Raw genomic sequence first — 19,874 nt, 5'->3', positions numbered from 1 at the left:
GCAGCGAATAGGTCCTATGCTGCCGAAGCTGACTTCATGCTGTTCGCTATTCTTTTAGTTTTGAAGGGTCGACAATACCCCAGAACGCAGGTTTCGGCAGATGCTCTTGATCAAACAACAACGGCAAATCAATCCGTTTGATAGGGAAGTTTGTTTTCCATGTATGGTCATCCGCAATGCCCCATGTGATCACTTGGCTGATTTTGCCTTTTTTCGATTTAAACAGGTCGAAAATTTCTTGATAGCGCTTACCTTGCTTGGCCAATAAATCCTGTGGAACGGTCTCATACGTGTCTTTGTCATTTTCATAAATACTGATGTCCATTTCGGTGACTTTGTTATCAAGCCCGAGATTTGCAAATAAATCGATTGTTTCAGAAATAGTAGATACAGAGGGCCATTCCAGGTTGATATGCATTTGGTGGCCTACTCCATCAATCGGGACACCCTTAGATTGCAAGTCTTTTACAAGTTCATAAAGAAATTCCCTTTTTTTCGGGTCATTTGTATTGTAGTCGTTGATGAACAGCTTCGCCTCAGGTCCGAGCACTTCCCGTGCCGTCCGAAAAGCTGTTTCTATGTAATCCGTCCCTGTTATGTTGAACCACGTACTTCTCCTTAGGCCATCAGGCTGATCGGGATCGATCACCTCATTGACGACATCCCAGGATTCTATCGCATTTTTGTAGCGATTGCCTACCACCCGGATATATTCCTTCAGCCTATCCAAAAGCAACTGTTTGTGTTCCGGATTTTCCTTTAGTGGATTGCCTTCTTCATCCTGGAAAAACCAATCCGCAGTCTGATTGTGCCAGACGAGTGTATGAAACCGGACCTTCAGATGGTTTTTCCCAGCAAAAGCAATGATGCTGTCCGCATCATCCCAGAAGTATTCATTTCTCTTTGGAGCAATCAACCCTGGCTTCATGACGTTTTCCGCTACAATACTACTAAAATGTTTCTTTAGCAGCTCGGCATGCTTTCCCGTGGTTTGGTAAGGCTCTATGGCAGCACCGATAGAGAAAGAATTCTTCCAAACCTCCTTTAATGAAGGAACTTCCCCTCGGCTGCTATCTTGAATGACCGTGTCCTGTCTCATTTCACATCCACCCACCTTTCGCTATATTAATCTTCCATTCGTAAATCAATAGGAAGGAATTAAAGAATCATCCAATCCAGGGTATGTAGGTGTTCCCCGTAGTACAAAATGGGAAACGACAGCTTTTAATAAATCGTTCCACTTATTATATTCTTTAGGCGGCATCACATTTCCTTCCCATGTGAAGATAGTTTCATGGCTTTATGCCAACAGTCACGGCATAAAGCCGATCTCCACAAACGGCCTGATACCCAATTCAAGGAAAGAATCGAACATCTGATCAATATTAGGTAAGGATCACTTATCCGTTCTTATGGTATCTTTCTATCGACTATATAAAACTATTTATTCTTTTTCAGACCCTAGTACAATACCCTTAACAAAGTAACGCTGTAAGAAAGGATAGACTATTAACATTGGTAAAGCTGCAATGAAAATCTGTGCAGATTGCACAGTACGCTGGGATAAATCTCTAAGCATTTCAGCGTCTACATCCATATTGGTGAAATCTTGTTGAACAATAACTGTCTGCAAGAAAGTAGACAGCGGATAATTCCGAGAATCTGTCATATAGATCAAACCGTCGAACCAGGAATTCCAGTGAAAGACCATGGTGAATAAAGAAATTGTTGCTATAGCAGGTACGGATATCGGCAAATAGATTTTCAAGAATATTTGAAAATGGTTTGCGCCATCGATAAAAGCTGCTTCTTCCAAAGATTTCGGAACTGAAGTCCTAAAAAAGTTTAGAAGTAAAATCAAGTTAAAAGCATTGATTGCCGTCGGCAGAACAAGCGCCCACATTGTGTCTGACAGCCCCAGCTGGGTGACAACAATATAGGTAGGGACCAGGCCACCGTTAAAAAGCATCGTGAACACGAAAAACCATGTATAGATTTTTCTTCCTTTAAACTCTTCATCTGTTTTGGATAAAGGATATGCAGCACAAAGCATTAATCCCATGGAAATTAATGTACCCAAGAAGACACGGTTAAATGAAATCATTAACGATCGTAGAAAGTTTTCATTTCCAATAGTCTTTGCATAGGCATCAAGTGTAAAATCTACCGGCCAGAGTTTGACAATATTCGCAGTGGCGGCAGCACTACCACTGAGCGAAACCGCAAGAATATGAATAAGCGGGAATAAACAGGCAATCGCCGCAAGTGTTAAGAATGTATAGTTGAATATGGTAAACGTCCGGTATCCCTTTGTGTTATAATTCATGACCCCTAACCTCCTTAAAAGATTCTATAATTGGCATACTTATAAGCTAACCGGTATCCGACAACAACCAGAACGAAACTTATAAGAGATTTAAACAATCCCACTGCAGTACCGTAACTGAAGTCACCACTTACCAGACCGACCCGATAAACGTACGTATCGATGATGTCGCCAGTTCTATATACCAATGGATTATACAAGTTGAAGATTTGGTCAAAACCTGCATTCAAAATGTTTCCTAAAGAAAGAGTCGCTACCACAATGATGATTGGCAACATAGATGGAATTGTGATATACAATGTTTGCTTCCAGCGGTTTGCTCCATCCATTGTAGCGGCTTCATACAATGTTGGATTTACTGCAGTAACTGCCGCCAGGAACACAATCGTGTTAAATCCAGTTTCCTTCCATATATCACTTAAAATGACAGTAGGCCGGAACCACGTATTATCTCCAAGGAAAAAGATTGGATCTATCCCGATCAGCCCTAACATTTGATTGATAATCCCTCCGTCCGGAGAAAGAAGATCCATCAAAATACCACCTAGTATAACCCAGGAGAGAAAATGCGGGAGATAAATGATTGTTTGTACAGTCCGCTTAAACTTCATTTTGACTACTTCATTAAGTAATAAAGCAAATACAAGAGGGACCAGTACCTGGAAGATAATTTTCAACACAGATATAATCAGGGTATTCCATATAACTTGTCTGGCATCGTCATATTGAAACATTGTTTTAAAATGTTCAAAACCGACAAATGGAGAATTAAAAAAACCGAGCCATGGCTTGTAATCCTGAAAAGCCATGATCAGGCCGCCCATGGGGGCATATTGAAAAATTAGTGCAACAATCACAGCCGGGATTACTAAAACATGCAGTTGCCAAGTGTTTTTAAAATCCCATTTTTGTTTTTTCTTTTCCACTTTTCTTTTTACTTTTTCCTTCTTTTCCAGTTTTGGTGCTTGTTGTAGTTGTGGTTCTTCTGCATACTCGCTTTCTTTTTTCAAGGGCTGTGCCATCTAATCCCCTCCTGTTCCTTTGCCTGTTATAGAGATAAAGATACATGGGCTATTACGCAAAGTATCTTTGTGAATAGCCCGTATCTTTTCGTTATTTCTGAACAGAGTCATACCATTCGTTTACTTCTTTGGTAATTTCCTCTCCACCATTCTTTTTCCACTGTTCAACAAAGTCATCAAAGGCATCGACTGGTTTATTGCCATAAATGATATCGGCGAATGTTTCCTGCTCAAGCTTTTCAAGATGCTCTGATTGCGCTTGCATGGTTTTAGTAGGTGCTCCAGAGAATTCATTCTCGATCCTGATATCATTCTGTTGATTGACGATCGCGCCGGCTTTCTTATAAATATCCGTACCGTCGGCTAGTCTATGCTCATAAGGAGTTTCCGGTTCTCTTCCTGTCTCATGGAAATCTTCCAACAAGTCATAAAGCATGAAAGGAACTGTTGGTACGTCTGTCGGCAAGAAGTATTTGCCAGGATTGATATATTCTTCTCCGGTAACTTCTTGGATCTTCTCTTGGTCATACACAGGTTCTCCATCTACCATTACATAGTCATAGCCTTCAAACATACCATTCTCAAAGTACTCATCATCACCGAAAGTATAGCTGTAAATTGCATTCCAGTATTCGAAGAATTTATCCATATGTTCGAAGTCTTTGCTGAACAAGAATTGGCCAGTGATGTACTGCTCACCACGTCGTCCCGCTTTTCCATCTTCACTTGTCGGAAGTGGGTACGCTCCTGCTTCTGCCCCTTCATTGTTTTTGATGGCGTCCCCTACAGGCCAGCCTTCAGCCCATGGCGGTGCGGAAATCATACCGGACTTACCGGCAACGAAACTTTCAATCGCGTCTTGTTCATCGAGAATTCCCACTTCTTTATCCAGATATCCTTTTTCATACCATTCATTAAGCTTGGCCAGTCCTTCTTTAATGGAAGGTTGGATGGAACCATACACCAATTCTCCGTTCTCATCTTTACTCCATGACATAGGGAGATAGTCACCATAAGCTCCAAACAGGAAGCTTCCGTCAGCAAGCCATGTCGCCAATCCATTTTTAGAGGCCAATGTTAATCCAATTGTATCGTCTTTTCCATTGCCGTCTGGATCTTCATTTACGAACGAATCCATGACTTGTTCCATTTCCGGAATGGTTTGTGGTGCTTCCAAACCTAAATTGTTAAGCCAGTCATCACGCAACCAAAGTAAGGAGTCGGATCCGTTTCCGCCGGATAGTCTAGGAAGACCATACCGAACCCCATCTTTTGTGGCGGAATAAAACGCTTCAGGGAATTGTTCATAAACTTCTTTTAATTCAGGTGAGGCATATTCTTCGATTGCCTCATCGATCGGCATTACTAATCCTGACTCAATTAAATCGGCAATCAATTGACCATCTGTCACTTCAAAAACATCAGGTAGTTCTTTGCCGGCAGACATTGCCAGACGAATTTGAGTGTTGTATTGCTCATCGTTCGGAACTGTCCACATTGTTTCAAAATCGATACTCAACTCTTCCTCAGCCCACTGTGTTACTACGTTATCATTGACATCTTCACCGTTTTTGAATTTTGTATCATCGGCCAAAGTACGGACAGTAGTAATTTTGGTCAATCCGGAATCGGAAGTTGCCTCCGCATCCTTGTCTTCACTCGACGATTTTTCCATACATCCTGCCAACAGTGACAATGACAATGCAGCAGATGCAGCAGTAATTAATAGTTTCTTCGGCATAATATGCCCTCCTCTATAATAATCAAAATAGTTTTATATAAGAGCTTTACAGGATAAGCAAACGCTTTCAAAAAAAGTAATTATATTTTAGACAAACCCTTCTTCCCGTAGTTGTATCGAGCAGCCTCACGTTAAAAGAAACGCTTACACAAAACATCTAAAAAAAGCTTTTGTTGCTATTAGTTATTTAAAATAATCAGGGTATTGCTTTTTTAAAAGACTTTTCTCAATGACAGCAAGCCTTAAATGCTCTTGTATGATGAACTGGGCTTGTTCAAGATTTTTGTTCGTAATTAAGCTGAAAATCTCTTTGTGTTGGCTAATAATGATATCCCAGTTTAAAACAGACGAAAGTCTAAGAAGTCTTAATCGATTAAAATGTGCATTCATTTGCTGGATCATCTTCCAAGTCTTTAATTTGTCGGTTCCTTCGAATAACAACCGATGAAATTCATCGTCAAGTTCTAATAACTTTTGCTGATTGCTTGATTTGTCACATTTTTCCTGCATTGCTACATTAGCCTCTAAATGAATTAAAGAATCAATGGACATCTTTTCACATGCAAGGCCGACAATCCCGACCTCAAGGCTTTCTCTGACGAACCTTGCCTCTTCAACTTGCGCCAGATCTATCAAAGATACAATTGTACCACTCTGTGGATACACTTGAATGAGATCTTCTTGGGACAATTGGAGAAATGCTTCTCTAATCGGTGTCCTGCTAACTTCCAGTACTTCAGATATTTGTTTTTCGGAGATCTTAGTGCCAGGTTTCAACTCAAGATTGATAATTTTCCTTTTTATCACATTATATATATAGTCTCTGGTGGAACCGCTATAGTTGGTTTTTTCCAACGGTAAAATTTCCATTCATTCCCCCCTTGCTTTTTTTAAAATGGTAATGATACTAATATGGTACTTTTTGCAAAAAACTACTGTTTGTGACTTTGATGGTGCTACTGGTGGATATAGATATTGCTTTAAGTGCAGAGATGTGTAGTCAATGTGGGATTCATACTATGTAATATTACTATTTTAATATAACTAGTATGTTAGTTGATAAATTTATTATAGCCTCTCTCCTATCGTAAAACAATACCTTTCTTGTTAATATACTAATTTTTTGGAAACTTTTTCATTTGCAAATAGATTTCGAGCAATTCTGTCATCTATGATAGAATAATGATAAATATTGGAGGTGATTGTCATCATAAAACCAAAAGGATTACTAGGATTAATATATACTGTTATGGAATGGATCACTAGAATTGCCTATGTTAATCTTCTCTGGACATTTTTCAGTTTAGCCGGCCTGATTGTTTTCGGGATTGGTCCTGCTACAACAGCTATGTATGCGATTACAAGGAAATGGGTTACAGGTCGCAGCGATATTAAAATCCTGCCGTTATTCTGGAAAAGTTATCGCTCTGAGTTTCTTCGCTCCAACGCTTTATTCTGGTTACTAATGGGAGCTGGATATATTCTCTATATTGACTACCAATACTTAGCAAACTTTGAAGGGGCGCTTTATATTATCCTGTTAATTGTTTTCATTAATATAACGCTTCTCTATATTTTGGTCGTTTTATATATTTTCCCAGTATTTGTCCATTTCCAGCATCGTATAATAGACTATTTTAAGCATGCATTCTTAGTAGGCGTCGCCAATCCTTTGAGTACGCTTTCCATGCTCATCTGCCTGTTAGTGCTTGCCCTTCTCATGGAGCGGGTTCCAGGGCTGATTCCATTCTTCCCAGCTGGCCTCCTGAGCTTATTGTTAATGTGGTTCAGCTACAGAGCATTCAGTAAAATGGAGAGATAGATCATTTATTCATATCCTCCCGGCTGATAAAGTTCGCCATCTTCAACCGGGGGTGATACTAGCTGGCTAACGCTTATACGTAAGCTTTCCGCTCAAGCTCCAGGCTAGCTGTTTTTTCTGTCTGGCTTGCTTTCAACGAGTCCCAGATCCCCCATAAGTACATAATACCAAGCCCTCTGTCATAAAGTCCGTATCCAGGTCTGCATTCTTCATCCCAGATATGACGTCCATGATCAGGTCTTGCATAGCCGGTAAACCCAATATCGTACAATGCTTTGACTACTTGGTATATATCAACTGAGCCATCTTGTGTCCGATGGGAAGTTTCGATAAAATCTCCATTTCCAGATATTCGCAGATTACGAATATGAACAAACGGAATCCGTTCTCCAAATTCCTTTATCATCGCCGGAATATTATTCTCAGGGTTGGCACCTAGTGAGCCGCTGCAAAGAGTGATTCCATTATAAGGGCTATCTACGAGTTTTAGAAATCTGCTTAGATTCTTTTGTGAAGTTATTATTCTCGGGAGACCAAAAACCGGCCAAGGTGGATCATCTGGATGTATCGCCATTTTAATATCATTCACCTCAGCAACCGGAATAATTTGTTCCAGGAAGTATTGAAGATTATTCCAAAGATCCTCCGTCGAGATAAGGCTGTATGCTTCAAATAATTTCTTCAAAGAACTAAGCCGCTCAGCTTCCCATCCAGGCATGGTATATTTGGAATTATGGGCGATTTTTTGCACAAGTTCCATCGGGTCCATATTTTCCACCATTGCTTTTTCATAAAAAAGGGCCGTCGATCCATCTTCATGTTCCTTGAATAAATTTGTCCGTGTCCAGTCAAACACGGGCATGAAATTATAACAGATAACTTTAACTCCAATCGATGCAAGATTTTCTATTGTCTTTTTATAGTTTTCAATATACTTGTCCCTAGTAGGTAAACCAAGTTTAATATCTTCATGGACATTTACGCTTTCTACGACTTCTATTTGGAAATCTTGCAGTTCTGCTTGTTGTTTTACTTCTTGGATGCGATCGAGCGGCCAGACCTTACCGGCAGGAATGTCGTGCAGCGCCCAGACCACCCCTTCAACTCCTGGAATTTGCTTAATATGCTTTAAACTGATACTGTCATTACCTTCTCCAAACCATCTAAATACCATTCTCATCTTCTTATTCCTCCATTTGACAGTCGTCTCAACGCTCGCTGACAGACCTTCGAAGATAAAGTTACGGCTATCTAATTTAACAGACAGCCATTTCCATATATTTAATAAATTGTTCGATTGTGTTCATCCGAGATGCCGGATTTACGGTAAAAATACGTGTTTACTTTATCGCGCCATTCCCTGGCATTGGTTAACTGTAAATCAAACCGATTCCGAATATTATTATAGCGGTATTCATCTATTTTCCCTTCTATTGATTCCCACCTTTCAATGAGTTCTCTAACTTGATCCACACCCTTAAAATGAGTGTCGTAAATATGCTGAATGACTGTTTTCCCTGATTTCAGCTGATGGGTGTATGGTACATGGTGAAAAAACAGCAATAATTCATCAGGGCATGTTTCCAAATTGTTATAAGTTTCAAAGTTCGGCGAGAAGTACTGGGCTGTATATGCCGTTCCTGATTCAACTGTCCGGTCTACTCCTATTCCATCCCTGTCTGAGAAATGATATGTCCCCCATGCCGAGTATTCATAACCGTCCACGTTTGGTCCATAATGATGACCTGGATTTATCATCCAGCCTACTCCAAGCGGGGCGTTGTAGTTTTCATAGACAGGCCAGGAATCCATCAACATTCGATACACTACTTCATGGACTTCTGGATCATTTCCAAAAGTCTGTAAAATCCACTCATTCGTAATTTCCTGTGATGATAAATCCGGATTCCATGTCAGCCGCCCATAACCATAAAGGTTTGCTTGCGCCAGCGTATTACCTGTCCAATTTATATCATCTCCAATATTGGAAACAGCTGCTATTCCACTATATTTATACTTATATAAAGAGCCATCGACAATTCTTTTGACAGTCGATCCTTCCCCTTTGCAATATGTATCAAAGTCAAGGATCTCTTTCCATTGCGGCACTAGATAACACAAATCTTTTTGCTGTCCTGTATATTCCTGGGCAACTTGAAACTCCAGAACTTGGTTGGTATTCGGCATAGCTCCAAACAAAGGGGACACTGGTTCTCTCACTTGAAAATCCATCGGTCCGTTTTTCACTTGCAATATGACATTGTCTTTAAACTTTCCATCTAACGGTTTAAAGTTGTCATATGCTGCTTTGGCCCTGTCCGTCGAACGGTCACGCCAATCCTGACGACAATTGTAAACGAAACAACGCCAGACAACGACCCCGTTGAATGGTTCCAAAGCTTCTGCCAATACATTGGCACCGTCAGCATGGTCTCTATTATAAGAGAAAGGACCTGGACGGTTTTCTGAATCCGCTTTCACTACAAAGCCGCCAAAATCAGGAACAATGCGATAAATTTCTTCTACTTTTGTTTTCCAAAAGTGCTTTACTTCAGCATCTAGCGGGTCTGCTGTACCCAAGCCGCCTAACTGAATTGGACTTGCATAGTTGATGCTTAAGAAAGTCTGGATACCATACGCTCTGAATATATCTGCGACTTTAGATACTTCCGGCAAATACTTCTCTGTAATGAGATTTGTTTCCACATCCCAGACATTTACATTATTAATGGAAATAGCATTGATTCCTGTTGATGATAGCAACCGGGCGTAATCTTTGATTCTTTGTAGATCTCCGGTAAACTCTCCGTTTTGATAGAAAATGGATTGACCAGAATAGCCTCGCTCAATGGTTCCGTCAATATTATCCCATTGGTTCACCATTCTCAATTGATTTTTTGGTGCCTCTATTATGTTCAGGTTATTGATTTGTCCACCTGTCTGGATTATTCTCAATAAGTGATAAACAGCGTACAATGCCCCTTTATCCGTTTTACCTGCGGCTAGTAGGGTTTTCCTCTGCCCCTTAGTCACTGATTTAAGTATATATCCTTCTTCGTTTATGTTCTCGATTTCCTCGTTATCAATGTTAAAGTACTCAACATCCAGTTCATTCAGAGCACCTAACACGATGCTTGCGTCTAAAGAATCAGAGTAGGTTATTTCCGAATCAAACATGGAATAAACAGCAGTTTGCAATTCCTCGACTGCTGAATCGATAATTACAGAACTTCCCGCCACATGGATACTGGAAAGCCATGGCAAAAATGATTCAATCAAACGGTGGTCTGTAATTTTTTCATATTGAAGCCAACAATTATATCCTTTAGCTTCTGTTAATTTATTGGTTGTTGTGTTAACAGGACTTATACTCATCCATCCATTCCCCCTTCGTGATATCTACCACACTCAATGACAGCGTTTTCAAACAAATGAATAAACATAGCAGGAAAATATTGCTCCCTGCCACACCTCGTTGGATATATTATTTAAAATAACCCGGATAGCGTTTCTTAAGCTCTTCTTTTTCGAGGTTCACCAGTTTTAAATGCTTGGTTATTGCTTCTTCTGCTTTTTCGACATCCCTATTGGAAATATGTTCAAAAATGGCTTCATGGTGGGAAACCACAACATCCCAGTCCGGATTCGATGCAAGCCTGAGTATTCTTAATCGGTCAAAGTGACTATTCATCTGTCTAATCATGTTCCATGTCCGAACTTTGTTGCAGCATTCGAACAACAAACGATGAAACTCTTCATCCAGTTCGAATAGTCGATGATAGGAACCTTTTTCCAGACACAGTTTTTGCATAGTCATATTTGTTTCCAATTGGAACAACTGCTCTTCGTCCAAAGTTGAACAGGCCTCGATAACAATTGCTCTTTCAATTTGCTCTCGAACAAAGCGGCCTTCTTCCACTAACTGCAAGTCTACTTGAGAAATTATAGTACCGCTTTGTGGGAATACCCCAAGCAACTCTTCTTGAGCTAACTTTAAAAATGCTTCCCGTACAGGTGTACGGCTGACTTTTAACTTATCGGCAACTTCTTTTTCGGAAATCTTGGTACCTGGTTCCAATTCCCAATTAACGATTTGCCGTTTTAGAGTCTGATAAACAAAGTCTCTTGTAGAACCATTGATTCGTTTAGTTGTGGATATATCATTCACCTCGCCACTCCCTCTACAGATCCGCATGCTGGATTTAACACTTTAATCACACTAGTATGGTAGTTATAAATCTATTATATAGTTGTTTGGTAATAATTTCAATCCTGCTTAGCTATTTATTTATTAATGGACACTACTTAATTACAACCAATTACTTAAATATGCAATAACTTCTCTTCTCATACCAGGTGTTTCTCTGTGACCACCTGGATATATTTTTAATATCCAGGATTCCTTTGCTCCTTTATGGTTGTACACAGAAGTTAAATGCTGATCAATTTTGTGAAGGCCGTCAATAGGTACTAGTTTATCTTCTTTTCCGGCAAGGCATAAGTGCCTACGAGGAGCAATTAACTCATTAATTTCGGATGTTGTAAAATGTTTCATTAGGTTTGGTACAAAAAAGTAGATTCCATGTTCATCTAAAGCCCTGTTCGCTACTAAAGCTTGGAAGTCAACCATCCCACAAATATCTATACAAATTTTCACTCTGGTATCCAAGGCTGCTATCCACCAGGCCATTACACTGCCCATCGACATTCCCAATGTTCCAATTCTATTAGAATCAACTTCCTTCCTTGTAGTTATATAATTAATTGTTCTTAATGTATCAAAGACCATTTTCCCCCACAATACTTGACCATTCCACAACATTTCTTTGAAAAGTTCACTTTCAGTCCGGCCGCTTCTCTCTCCAAACCCCCAAGCATCAATACAAATCACAGCATAACCAAGGTTTGTCAGTTCTTCCGCATAGGAAGGCATCTGTAGATAGCTGTTGCCCTGGATTAATTCGTCTTTACCCAAATGATAATTACCTCCATGGGAGTGATTGAACACAATTACAGGAAAGGGACCTTGTTTCCCCACAGGATAGGCGAAATAAGCCGGAACCCTCTCCTCCCCATTCAAATCTAATAAAAGAGTTTCCAAAATATAGTCAGAACGGTTTTCTTCATTAATTTTATTAGCATTAATAGGCATAGAAATATCCGGTAAATCCCCCAGCAGGTTAAATAATTCACTTCGGCGTTTTGTTATATCCATATAGTCTCCATCCCTTTCAATTCTATCGGCTTACCCGCGCAAATTTTTATAAAACTTTATCGCATTTCCTCCAAACAGTTTCTCTTTATCTGCTTCAGACAAATTATTCGGAAGGGAATCTACTAATACTTGGTATACATCTTGATAACTTCCGGCCATATTGCAAACCGGCCAGTCGCTGCCATACATAATAGACTCATAACCAAAGACATTAATTACATGATGGATATATGGCTCAATATCGGACTGTTCCCAGTTCTCATCGGCTTCTGTAATAAAGCCTGATAGCTTGCACATTGTGTTAGAATAGGAGGCGATTTCTGCTATTTGTTCTCTCCATGGGTCAAATATTTCCTCTTTTATATAAGGCTTTGCGGCATGATTGACCACACCCCTCAAGGTCGGAAATCTTTTCAACAGTTTCAGAACCAGTGGCAGGAGCCTTGGTACTAGTAATAAATCAATTGGAAAGTCCTCTTGAACGAGTGTCTCAATATTCTTCAGAACTCTGGGACTGTCCATTTCCAGCTCTCGTTCTACACTTTCAAGAATTGGCCGAAAGCCGACAAGCCCTTTCCTGTCTTTCAACCGTTGAAAATCCTGATCAAACTCCGGTGAATCTAAATCAATCCAGCCGACTACTCCCTTTATGAAGGAATTCCTCCAATAAAGATCAAGCATATATTCGGTCTCTGCATAAGTTGACGCAGCCTGAATCAGAACAGTTCCATCAATATGATGGCGGTAAAGTTCAGGAAGCAGGTCGCCGGGCAGGTAATCTCTATATAACGGCACCATATCCTTTGTTATCCAACCATAATCGCCTCTTTCAATCTGCCAAAAGTGTTGATGTGCATCGATTCGCATTAAATCACCCCACCCTATCTATAGTTTTGAATTCGTTTACAATCAATTCTATTATATATCATAGAAAAAGGGCTGTCCCGGAGAAGGACAAACCCCATTTACATTTCCTAAATCTCTTTCAATCAATGGTCACCCCTTTACTGAACCTGCTGCAAGCCCTTTGACAATCTTTTCCTGAGCGATGAAATATACGAGTAACAATGGAAGGCTTCCCAAAGTCAGTGCTGCCATGATGCCCGGCACATTTACTGAGTATTCACCGTAGAACTCGCGCAGACCCAGCGGCAATGTGGCATTTCCGGGAGAATTAGTCAAAACGAGTGCAAAAATGAATTCATTCCAAATGTGTATGAAATTGTAAATGGCGACAGTTGCAGTAGCAGGCGTCAATAATGGAAACAAGATTTTCCAAAATAATCGGTAATGTCCACAGCCATCAATCTTTGCTGATTCTTCCAGCTCTTTTGGAATGTCTTGTAGAAACTGGGTGTAGATAATGACGGATACCGGCAAAGCAAATGCCACATAAGGTCCGATCAATCCCCACAAACTATCATAAAGACCTAGATTGATTGTCAATAAATAGATTGGAATCAATGTAGTATGAATCGGAATCATCATACCTATCGTAAACAATAGGAAAAGCGGTTTACTCAAACGGAATTTCAACCTGGATAGCGGATAACTGGCCATCGCCGATAACACAATGACAAGCACGACAGAGACAACGGATACAAACAAACTGTTAAATAAATACTGGAAAAAATCCGTTTCAAATAATAGCCGGTAATTGTTAAATGAAAAGCTTTCAGGAAGAGACCATGGGGAACTCATGAACTCCAGCTGGGTTTTAAAAGATGAATTGACCATGATAAAAAACGGTACACCCGTAAACAGCAGGATGATAATAGCCAGGACATAAACTGGAATGGTTTTAATACTCTTCAGCCACATATTCATTGAGCTCCCTTCCGTTTGTTTTCAAGTAAAAGAATTATCAATGTTATGATGAAAGCAATAATGAACATCGTAAAAGAGATACTGCTTCCGTAACCCATGTTAAAGTTGGTAAATGTCTGTTCATACATATAGGTGGCCATCAACTCGGTGGAATTGTTCGGCCCGCCCATTGTCATAACATATATCAAGTCGAAGTATTTCAACGAGCCAATGATGGACAAAATCGCCGATGTGACTAAAATCGGGATCAACAACGGGAAGGTTATCTTGGCAAATCTCTGCCAGGCACTGGCCCCGTCAATTTCTGCTGCTTCATACAAATCTTCCGGAATCCCAACAATCGTTGCCCTGAACAAAATCATATAAAAAGGCGCAAACTGCCAGCAAACTGTTGCAATCACTGCCCAAATCGCGGTGCTTTCATTTCCAAGCCAGCCACGCTGCCATGATTCCAAACCAATCGAACGCAGGAAGGCATTAACAAGGCCGAAGTTCCCATCATAAATAAAAATGAAAAGAATACCAATCGCTACAGTCGACATTAAAAATGGCATAAAATACACGGAACGGAATAATCTGATACCCTTAATAGGGCTGAACAATAGCAAAGCCATAACCAAACCGAGGGGAAGCTGGGTAAGCAAAGATGCAGCCACCAGCAAGGAATTGTTCCCTAATGACTGCCAAAACACCCCGTCAGATAAAAGGTTGATATAATTTTTCAATCCTGCAAATGCAAAATTATTATCAATACCGGACCAATCAAAGAGACTATAGTAAAAGGTCATTCCTATTGAATAGACAACATACACAAGATAGACAATCAATGCAGGGGCAATGAACCCGATAATCGCCAATACGTCGCTTCTTTTTTTCTTTGGTTTTTTCGGCACTATCTTCAACCTGGGTTTATCGCCTGGTTCTTGTTGGCCTGAGCCGGCATTTCGTCGGGCTTGTCCAGCTGTCTGTTCTACATTATTTTGCAAATTTCCCACCTCGCTTAATTGACAACCGCATAGAAATGCTTCCATGCGGTTGTTTAATGTTTTGTCATTATTTACTGCGATTATTCTTCTATTACTTCCTCTGCCTTTTCCTCAACCTTGCTGACAGCTTCTTCCGGTGTCATGGAAAGCCCGAAGATTGCCTGGGTTGTATCCAAATGCACTTCCGCAACTTCTGTCGGCAGTGTCTGGTCATAATAAGTCTGCATAAATTCTGCATTCACCAGTACATCATTGATTTTCTGTACATATTCATCTTCATATTCCACACCTTTAATTGCGGAAATAGCACCATCTTCATTCGCATAATGATCTGCAGTTTCCTGACTGGCGAGCTCCTGGACAAGCTCTGCAGCAAGGTCTGGATTTTCACTTGATTCAGAAACAGAGAACACAGGACTCACTCCACCGACAATATGATTTTGTGCCCCCTGACCTCCTTCAATAGCCGGGAATAGGAAGAAGCCCAGTTTGTCTTCAAATTCCGGCATATCGGTTCTGGTCGTTCCCAGCATCCAGCTTCCTTGGATAATCATTCCTGCTTTTTCTGCATACATTAATTGTCTTGATTGACCGGTATCAAAATTCATACCGTTAAAGCCATCAGGGAACGCTCCCATTTCGACAAGTTCTTGAATTTTTTGGCCTGCTTCTACGTACGCTTCATCATCAAATCCTCTACCTTCACGGCTAAAGGCCTCACTAAAAAGATCCGGTCCTCCGATTCTTTCAGCCAAGTACATCATATAGAAAGACCCGGGCCATTTTGACTGATTCGCCAATGCAAACGGTGTAATCCCTTCCGACTTTAATGTCTCCACAATTCCCAAAAGGTCTTCGTATGTTTCCGGCTCTTCAAGTCCATATTCTTCAAACATTTCTGTGTTATACCAGACTGGGACAACATCCATCGCTATCGGTGCGCCATAAACTTTTTCCTCAAAAGTTGCCGGCGAAATTGCGGATGGCAAATAAATGCTTGTGTCGATTTTGTCGGTCAAGTCAAGAACCTGGCCTGCGTCCACAAAGCGTTCCAGCCATCCACCTCCCCATGAATGAAAGACATCTGGTGGGTTACCGCCGCCCATGGCGACACTAAGCTTTGTCTTATAGGGGTCATTCTCCTGACGGATCAATTCTACCTCGACTCCCGAGTGGGATTCTTCAAATCGTTCAACTGCCTGTACTAAAGCCTGTTCGGCTTCCCCTTGTTCGATATGCCAAACGGTCAAGGTTTTGCCATCTCCGTCTCCCTCGCTTCCGTCATCACCATTTGATGAAGCCGGATTCACATCGGTGTTCCCCGGATTGCATCCTGCTGCAACCAATAACAAAGATAATAGCATTATAAAGAATAAATGACGTTTCAATTTAAAAACCTCCTTGTTTATGAATGCGTTTTCATTAAAACGAAACGTAATAGTTCAATCCCTCCTTTCTTGGCTTTTTACAGTATAGATAAACCGCGACATAACTAGCTTCCCTATATGTGACTTCCTTCCATCCTTTTCGGATTGAGTGGTGGTCCAGCGCTGCGGAAAAACACTCGCTTTCCGTGGGGAACGCTTCAGCCTCCTCGGGAAAAGCGCCCTGCGGGGTCTTCAGACTGTTCCTTTCCCACTGGAGTCTCGCATTTTTCCTCCGCTTCATTAGTTTTTCTGATCAAGTGGGAAGTGGTCCTAATTTTGTTTAACATGGGATATTCCCTAACCAAAATTCAGAAAAAATCTAAAAGCGAAGGCAGAACACGCAGACTCCTGTGGGAAAAGCACGAGTCTGAAGACCCCGCAAGAAGCGTTCTTTGCTGATGAGGAGGCTGAGGCCGTGCCCACGGAAAGCGAAGTGTTCTGCTGCAGCGAGTGCATGTGCTTAACAATCATCAGAATCACAGGAAATAAAAATGCAATATATCGCAGTTTGCCTCAACTCGGGAGTTAATCAGCAAGTGCTTTTAGGTAGGGCGTGTGTTTTGACCCCTAAATAGAATGATAAAGTCATTTCTAACATGGTTGATTATCTTACTATTTCAATAATAGATAAGTCGCAGTTGTAGTTATACTTGGAGTAATAAAGATGGGTTCTTTCTTGGTGTGTAGTAAGTATGTGGATTGAATGAACAAATTCATGGTGATGTGGTATTTTTTCGTGATTAGGGGGATGCAGCGTAATTCGTGAAACCGCTGCATGTCCCCCCGCAAATTTAACCTAACCTTTTATAAAGACAGTTTTGATCGTTGTAAAGAATTCCTTGGCGGCTTCACCTTGTTCCCGTGAATGGGAGCTTGAAGCTTTCATTCCGCCGAATGGAGCTTGTAATTCAACGCCGGCTGTCTCTGAATTGATCCGGACCAGGCCAGCTTCTATATCATCGATAAAGGACAATATATGATCAATATTTTTCGTGAAAATAGAGGCACTTAAGCCGAATTCAACATCGTTGGCCAACTCGATCGCTTCCTCCATTGTATCGACTTTCATCAAAGCGAGAACAGGGCCGAATATCTCTTCCTGGGCTATGACCATGTCTGTAGTCACATTGTCAAAGATTGTCGGCTCCAAATAATAACCTTCACTTTCCATATTCTCAGGCTGCTTGCCGCCAGCAATCAATTCGGCACCTTCTTCTAATCCTTTCTGAATATAACTCCTTACCGTATTGTACTGGCCTTCACTTGCACAAGGTCCCATCCAGGAACCTTCCTCAAGGCCGTTGCCGACTTTCAAGCCATTCACTTTTTCTATTAATTTTTCTTTAAATTCCTCGTATATATTGCTTTGGACGATGACCCTGCTGCTACAGGTGCATTTTTGTCCGGTAGACTTCAGACCACCACTAATAGCTGCATCGACCGCCAAGTCCAAATCACAGTCTTCTGCTACTATGATTGGGTTTTTCCCACCCATTTCCAACTGGTATTTTCCGCCTCTTGCCGCTACCGTTTTTCCGATATTGCTGCCAGTCTTATTGGAGCCTGTAAAAGTAACCGCATTGACAGCCGGATGTTCTGCCAAGCCTTGGCCGATTACCGATCCTTTACCAGTTACAAAGTTCACTACACCTCTTGGAAAGCCTGCTTCGTGGAAGCATTCCAGCACTTGGGCAGCTGTAACTGCCGCTTCGCTGGCAGGCTTAAGTACAACACTGTTACCATAAATCAAAGCGGGTGCGATTTTCCATATCGGGATCGCTACCGGAAAATTCCAAGGAGTGATCGCCCCTACAACACCTAGCGGGATCCGCTTGCTGAACATTAATGCCGAACTGTCTGTAGACGGGATGACATCCCCTACTTTTCTCATGCCCTCTCCGGCATAATAACGAAGTATGGCAACACCACGGCTTGTCTCCCCTTTAGCTTCGGGAAGGGTTTTCCCCATTTCCCTTGTCATCGTTTCAGCTATTCTGTCTACATTTTTTTCTAAGATGTCCGCCACTTTAAATAAGTAATTGCCTCGTTCTGCTCCAGATAGTTTCTTCCAACTTTTCTGCGCATGCTTGGCAGCTTCGACTGCTTTATCAAGATCTTGTCTAGTAGAATCTTGAACATTTCCAACTACTTCTTGAATATTGGCCGGATTGGAACTCGAAATTACTTCATTTGATTCTGATGCCTGCCATTCTCCGTTAATGTAATTTAAAAAGGTTTTTGTATCTGCTGCTGTTGTCATTTAATCTCCTCCTATTTAAAGTTATAAAGTAAGGGCTTACAATCCAAGGATTGGCTTTGCCTTTGTAGCCTGTTTCTTAACTGGATTACGCAATACACCGATGCCAGGCACCTCCATTTCAATTTCATCACCTGAATGGAGTGTGAAGTCATTGTCAGGGACAATACATGTGCCAGTCAACAGCACAGTACCGTCAAAAATCTCGTTATCTCTTATAAGGAAAGAAACTAGTTCCTCATACTTTCTTTTTAACTGGGAGGTGCTTGCAGTATCTTCAAACAACTTCTCTCCATTTCGGAAAATCCGGCAGGTAATCTCGAAATCGTATGGATTATCGACCGTTTCGGCTAAACGGATTGCCGGCCCTATGGAACAGGAATTTTTCCAAATTTTTGCCTGTGGTAGATAAAGGGGATTTTCTCCTTCAATATCTCTGCTGCTCATGTCATTTCCAATGGTGTAACCTACTATTTTCCCATGCTTGTTGATCACCAGTCCCAATTCAGGCTCCGGAATCTGCCACTTTGAATCAGTTCGCAAGTAAACAGGCTGATTCGGTCCAATCGTGCGTCTTTCTGTAGATTTCAGAAAGATCTCCGGCCTTTCTGCTTCATAAACCTTATCATAATAAGAATCCGCCACTATTTCTTTACTCTCATATGCTTCATAATTCCTGGCATCCTTGCTTTTCAAGTAAGTCACCCCGCTTGCCCATACTTCATAGGCATTAACCGGAAGTTCCAAATCTAATTCCTCCATTGTTACTTCCAGCGGGAGCGTATCCTGTATAGCCTCTTCCACAATTGCCAAACACCCTTTACCTACCTCATCTGCTTTTCTTATAACGTCTACAAAACTATCAAACGGCAAGGGATAGATAGCATCATTATTAGTCACGGCAGCCAACTGGCTACTGTCACTTTCCCTATTAAAAGAAATAATCAGCATCGAAAGACCTCCTGTTTTATAATATAAAACCCTGTTTTCATATATAGGCAAAAAAAGAGTCAAAGCGCTATACCATTTAATATGGCATGGATTGAGACATGGAGGGGCAGCTGACCTTTCAACTTCTCTATGTAGCAATATCTGCGTTCCCATTCAGCATAATAAACGGACGGTGTGATTAAGTATTAAGCCTAATGTTGACATAATTTCTTTTTGACCGTCCGGATATCGATGCTGTTCATGAAAAAAGTGATTTTTCTAGAACCCATTACTCCAGTCCATATTTGCCTGTTTCAGACC

At 41.0% G+C, this 19,874-nt stretch carries 16 protein-coding genes and 1 pseudogene; 1 reads left to right on the top strand and 16 read right to left on the bottom strand.

The genetic code is table 11. The features are described from left to right. Positions 1 to 46 precede the first annotated feature (46 nt). The 6 genes and pseudogenes from CZ434_RS19620 to CZ434_RS19600 form a co-directional block, all read right to left on the bottom strand. Positions 47 to 1,099 (bottom strand): endo-1,4-beta-xylanase, encoded by a 1,053-nt coding sequence (locus tag CZ434_RS19620; RefSeq protein WP_077624671.1) that lies wholly within the window; start codon positions 1,097 to 1,099, stop codon positions 47 to 49. A gap of 96 nt (positions 1,100 to 1,195) precedes the next feature. Beyond that, positions 1,196 to 1,384 (bottom strand): annotated as a pseudogene (locus tag CZ434_RS21865) (GH39 family glycosyl hydrolase); the annotation flags it as partial. Positions 1,385 to 1,444: 60 nt separating this feature from the next. Then, a complete protein-coding gene (locus CZ434_RS19615; RefSeq protein WP_077624670.1) occupies positions 1,445 to 2,326 on the bottom strand; it encodes a carbohydrate ABC transporter permease in 882 nt (293 codons plus the stop codon). Between the two features lie 14 nt (positions 2,327 to 2,340). Further along, positions 2,341 to 3,348: an ABC transporter permease gene (locus CZ434_RS19610; RefSeq protein ID WP_077624669.1), complete on the bottom strand. Its 1,008-nt coding sequence runs from the start codon at positions 3,346 to 3,348 to the stop codon at positions 2,341 to 2,343. Positions 3,349 to 3,439: 91 nt separating this feature from the next. Further along, entirely contained in the window at positions 3,440 to 5,089 is a 1,650-nt protein-coding gene (locus CZ434_RS19605; RefSeq protein ID WP_077624668.1) for an extracellular solute-binding protein, read from the bottom strand. Positions 5,090 to 5,272: 183 nt separating this feature from the next. Beyond that, positions 5,273 to 5,959 (bottom strand): GntR family transcriptional regulator, encoded by a 687-nt coding sequence (locus CZ434_RS19600; protein ID WP_077624667.1) that lies wholly within the window; start codon positions 5,957 to 5,959, stop codon positions 5,273 to 5,275. Between the two features lie 379 nt (positions 5,960 to 6,338). Here CZ434_RS19600 and CZ434_RS19595 point away from each other — a divergent pair, with 379 nt between their 5' ends. Then, complete coding sequence (locus CZ434_RS19595) at positions 6,339 to 6,911, top strand: YesL family protein (protein WP_077624666.1); 573 nt, start codon at positions 6,339 to 6,341, stop codon at positions 6,909 to 6,911. Positions 6,912 to 6,984: 73 nt separating this feature from the next. Here CZ434_RS19595 and uxuA read toward each other — a convergent pair whose 3' ends face one another. The 10 genes from uxuA to CZ434_RS19545 form a co-directional block, all read right to left on the bottom strand. Continuing rightward, on the bottom strand, positions 6,985 to 8,091 hold the full coding sequence (gene uxuA, locus CZ434_RS19590) for a mannonate dehydratase (RefSeq protein WP_077624665.1): 1,107 nt from the start codon (positions 8,089 to 8,091) through the stop codon (positions 6,985 to 6,987). 101 nt (positions 8,092 to 8,192) lie between these two features. Next, positions 8,193 to 10,286 (bottom strand): alpha-glucuronidase family glycosyl hydrolase, encoded by a 2,094-nt coding sequence (locus CZ434_RS19585; RefSeq protein WP_077624664.1) that lies wholly within the window; start codon positions 10,284 to 10,286, stop codon positions 8,193 to 8,195. A 109-nt stretch (positions 10,287 to 10,395) separates the two neighbouring features. Continuing rightward, positions 10,396 to 11,106: a GntR family transcriptional regulator gene (locus CZ434_RS19580; protein WP_077624663.1), complete on the bottom strand. Its 711-nt coding sequence runs from the start codon at positions 11,104 to 11,106 to the stop codon at positions 10,396 to 10,398. A gap of 114 nt (positions 11,107 to 11,220) precedes the next feature. Continuing rightward, positions 11,221 to 12,126: a dienelactone hydrolase family protein gene (locus tag CZ434_RS19575; RefSeq protein ID WP_077624662.1), complete on the bottom strand. Its 906-nt coding sequence runs from the start codon at positions 12,124 to 12,126 to the stop codon at positions 11,221 to 11,223. Positions 12,127 to 12,156: 30 nt separating this feature from the next. Then, entirely contained in the window at positions 12,157 to 12,993 is an 837-nt protein-coding gene (locus tag CZ434_RS19570) for an amidohydrolase family protein (RefSeq protein WP_077624661.1), read from the bottom strand. A 129-nt stretch (positions 12,994 to 13,122) separates the two neighbouring features. After that, positions 13,123 to 13,953, bottom strand: a complete 831-nt coding sequence (locus tag CZ434_RS19565; RefSeq protein ID WP_077624660.1) for a carbohydrate ABC transporter permease — start codon at positions 13,951 to 13,953, stop codon at positions 13,123 to 13,125. Next, positions 13,950 to 14,939 carry a carbohydrate ABC transporter permease gene (locus CZ434_RS19560; protein WP_245831033.1) on the bottom strand — a complete coding sequence of 330 codons (990 nt, stop codon included), beginning with the start codon at positions 14,937 to 14,939 and terminating at the stop codon, positions 13,950 to 13,952. The genes CZ434_RS19565 and CZ434_RS19560 overlap by 4 nt, the downstream gene beginning before the upstream one ends. Before the next feature lie 80 nt (positions 14,940 to 15,019). Next, positions 15,020 to 16,327, bottom strand: coding sequence for an extracellular solute-binding protein (locus CZ434_RS19555; RefSeq protein ID WP_245831032.1), 1,308 nt, complete (start codon positions 16,325 to 16,327; stop codon positions 15,020 to 15,022). A gap of 835 nt (positions 16,328 to 17,162) precedes the next feature. Further along, positions 17,163 to 18,626: an alpha-ketoglutaric semialdehyde dehydrogenase GucD gene (gucD, locus tag CZ434_RS19550; RefSeq protein WP_077624658.1), complete on the bottom strand. Its 1,464-nt coding sequence runs from the start codon at positions 18,624 to 18,626 to the stop codon at positions 17,163 to 17,165. A gap of 36 nt (positions 18,627 to 18,662) precedes the next feature. Continuing rightward, positions 18,663 to 19,574: a fumarylacetoacetate hydrolase family protein gene (locus CZ434_RS19545; RefSeq protein ID WP_077624657.1), complete on the bottom strand. Its 912-nt coding sequence runs from the start codon at positions 19,572 to 19,574 to the stop codon at positions 18,663 to 18,665. Between the last annotated feature and the right edge of the window lie 300 nt (positions 19,575 to 19,874).

The sequence above is a fragment of the Sediminibacillus massiliensis genome, from assembly GCF_900156915.1.
GTDB classification, from domain to species: domain Bacteria; phylum Bacillota; class Bacilli; order Bacillales; family Amphibacillaceae; genus Sediminibacillus_A; species Sediminibacillus_A massiliensis.
The sequence above is the reverse complement of the archived record's forward strand: the minus strand, read 5'-3'. Positions and strand labels throughout refer to the sequence as shown.

Coding starts and splice junctions, on each gene's coding strand:
- CZ434_RS19545 (WP_077624657.1), bottom strand. CDS start 19,574: ATGCTGATTATTTCTTTTAATAGGGAAAGTGACAGTAGCCAGTTGGCT.
- CZ434_RS19595 (WP_077624666.1), top strand. CDS start 6,339: ATGGAATGGATCACTAGAATTGCCTATGTTAATCTTCTCTGGACATTT.
- CZ434_RS19615 (WP_077624670.1), bottom strand. CDS start 2,326: ATGAATTATAACACAAAGGGATACCGGACGTTTACCATATTCAACTAT.
- CZ434_RS19585 (WP_077624664.1), bottom strand. CDS start 10,286: ATGAGTATAAGTCCTGTTAACACAACAACCAATAAATTAACAGAAGCT.
- CZ434_RS19610 (WP_077624669.1), bottom strand. CDS start 3,348: ATGGCACAGCCCTTGAAAAAAGAAAGCGAGTATGCAGAAGAACCACAA.
- CZ434_RS19570 (WP_077624661.1), bottom strand. CDS start 12,993: ATGCGAATCGATGCACATCAACACTTTTGGCAGATTGAAAGAGGCGAT.
- CZ434_RS19565 (WP_077624660.1), bottom strand. CDS start 13,953: ATGAATATGTGGCTGAAGAGTATTAAAACCATTCCAGTTTATGTCCTG.
- CZ434_RS19575 (WP_077624662.1), bottom strand. CDS start 12,126: ATGGATATAACAAAACGCCGAAGTGAATTATTTAACCTGCTGGGGGAT.
- gucD (WP_077624658.1), bottom strand. CDS start 18,626: ATGACAACAGCAGCAGATACAAAAACCTTTTTAAATTACATTAACGGA.
- CZ434_RS19605 (WP_077624668.1), bottom strand. CDS start 5,089: ATGCCGAAGAAACTATTAATTACTGCTGCATCTGCTGCATTGTCATTG.
- CZ434_RS19580 (WP_077624663.1), bottom strand. CDS start 11,106: ATGCGGATCTGTAGAGGGAGTGGCGAGGTGAATGATATATCCACAACT.
- CZ434_RS19620 (WP_077624671.1), bottom strand. CDS start 1,099: ATGAGACAGGACACGGTCATTCAAGATAGCAGCCGAGGGGAAGTTCCT.
- CZ434_RS19600 (WP_077624667.1), bottom strand. CDS start 5,959: ATGGAAATTTTACCGTTGGAAAAAACCAACTATAGCGGTTCCACCAGA.
- uxuA (WP_077624665.1), bottom strand. CDS start 8,091: ATGAGAATGGTATTTAGATGGTTTGGAGAAGGTAATGACAGTATCAGT.